At 47.1% G+C, this 2,287-nt stretch carries 2 protein-coding genes; both read left to right on the forward strand.

Annotated elements, in window-relative coordinates; genetic code table 11:
• Positions 1-1,842 (forward strand): DUF859 domain-containing protein (locus N4310_RS08225; protein ID WP_262092793.1); only part of this gene is annotated, 1,842 nt, incomplete at its 5' end.
• A 14-nt stretch (positions 1,843-1,856) separates the two neighbouring features.
• Positions 1,857-2,276, forward strand: coding sequence for a DUF1366 domain-containing protein (locus N4310_RS08230; protein WP_262092794.1), 420 nt, complete (start codon positions 1,857-1,859; stop codon positions 2,274-2,276).
• Positions 2,277-2,287: the final 11 nt, after the last annotated feature.

Here is a 2,287-nt window from a genome sequence, read left to right on the forward strand (position 1 = left end):
TCTCCGGCTATGCTTAGCCAGAATTCCAGTATTCAGTTAATCGATAAGACCATCACGATTACACACGGCGATGATGGTTCCAAGGTCGCCAGTATGACGGCTAGACTTCAGGGCGGGGGCGGTTACTCCCCTAACACCTTGAGTATCGGACGGCAAGGCTATCAGTTGGCAGCTATTGCCCGAGCAAGTTCAGCAACGGTGCCTAATGGGGTGATTGGTTCTGCCATGACCATCACAATCCAACCGGTAAAAGCTGGGTATACGCATACGGTTCGCTATGAATTTGAAAGTAGGTCCGGAACAATTGCTTCTAATGTAGCAACTTCCATCAGTTGGACCCCACCCATGGAGTTGTGTGACCTCTACCCTAATTCGACAACAGGGACTGGTCAAATCCACGTCGACACCTATAGTGGTGGTCGTAAGCTAGGGACTCGGTCTTTTTCAACCACTTTGACCATTCCTGATTCTGTTAAGCCGACCCTTAGTAATTTCAGTTTGCTGGAAGGTAGCGATGTGGTCAAACGGGTATTGCCCAATGGACCATTTGTCCAGGTTCTCTCTCAGATTAGGGTTAATTTTGGGGTAGCTCAGGGAGCTAGGGGTTCTACCATCAAGAATTACAAGGCTGTTATTCTTGGCAGCAATCAAACGGTCACAGAGAATAATGGAACTTTTGGGATCATTGACCGGAGCGGTGAGATTACAGTCAGAGCGAGCGTTGTGGATAGCCGGGGGCGGGAGTCTCCGGCGGTCGAGAAAAGAGTTCGAGTAGAGGCCTATCATGCGCCGATTCTGTCCTTTTCGGTGGAACGGGCGGGAGCGCTGCAGGACCAGCTCTTGATTAATCGCAACGCTAAGGTGGCAAGCCTTGGCAATAAGAATCGGATGAAGCTGCGCTTTTATGCAGCCAGGGGCTTATCACCTAATTACACGGCGGCAAATGGTCCGGCAGGGGGTGAGTGGACCTCTACTTTTGAGTTTATTAACTCGAGAGCACAGCTCTCTGGTAGTTATTCTGGAACCAGTTCTTGGATGATTAAGGGAGTTCTGGAAGATGTCTTTACCTCAACAGAATTTGTTTTCTCGGTACCGACAGAGCAGGTCGTGTTGTCTTACACCCCACATGGGGTCGGGATCAAGAAACCTTGGGAAAGAGGGGCGGTGGATGCCAAAGGAGATGTTTATGTTGAAGGCAACATCTACGTCAATAACCGAATGATCCAGAATTATCCCCTCACTTCAAAAGACGGTCGGTCTCCTTACAATGCTAGCAAGACAGTTGACTTGAACTTACGGACCATTAACAGTTTCTTTTCTGTCAATGAACCTAAAAATGGTCCCTTGGGTGACTTTGTCGGCCAATTTTTTGTGGCAGTCTATTCTGAATCAGATCGCTATCTTTCTCAAGATTTAATCGAAAAAGCAACCGGAAGACGCTTCACTCGAACCCGGCATAATGGTGAGTGGACCCCTTGGAAGCAACTGGCTTTTAAGGAAGAGGAATCTACTAGAACTAGTAGTCGGCAACTAAATCTCTTTTGGGGAGTTAAAGCAACGGCTGTTCGAAAAGGGGATACAGTGACCTTGTCAATCAACAGGGCGATCTATAACATCAATTCTTCTGCAGAATATCGGGCTGTGACAGAGAAGATTCCTGCTGGCTATCGGCCGATTAGTGAAAGTCATCTAATCATGTATGCCAATAGCGGGGCGTCTTCGGCAGGAACTTCAGTGGCTCATATCGCTTCTGACGGGTCGCTAAAACTAACCAATAACATCTTGGGTGGAAAAGTTTGGACAGGGACGGTTACCTATCTAACAAACGACCCTTACCCTTAGAAAAGGAGAAATCAATGAAGTTAGAATACAACTCTAAAAGTTTAGATTACGGTCAGGATGGTCAGCCATCACGGACCAAGGTTTTACTAACCAATCTAGAAGGGGCTGCCTATCCGGTATTTTTACCGGCCGACGTCATCAATGATTCGGATGCAGAATTACTGGAAAAGGCGCTAGAAGTCGTTTATGAAGAGAACTTCCCACATCGGGCCGAGAATGAGAAGTTTAATCTCATTGGTGAGAAGATGGCTGCATTTGATGAGGCAGTTGATGTAGCTAATGAAGCTGTTGCAGAACTTCGTCAGACTTCTGAAGAGGCGAAGATTCAAATGAGAAAAAATGAGCAGCGGATTGATGCGGCAGTTGCTGAACTGACAAGCTTAGTTTTAGGTGCTATTTTTCCGGGAGCAGAAGAAGTGGAGGTAGAGGAATGAGTCTATTATCT

This window comes from Streptococcus danieliae, from assembly GCF_025447695.1.
Classification (GTDB): Bacteria; Bacillota; Bacilli; order Lactobacillales; family Streptococcaceae; genus Streptococcus; species Streptococcus danieliae.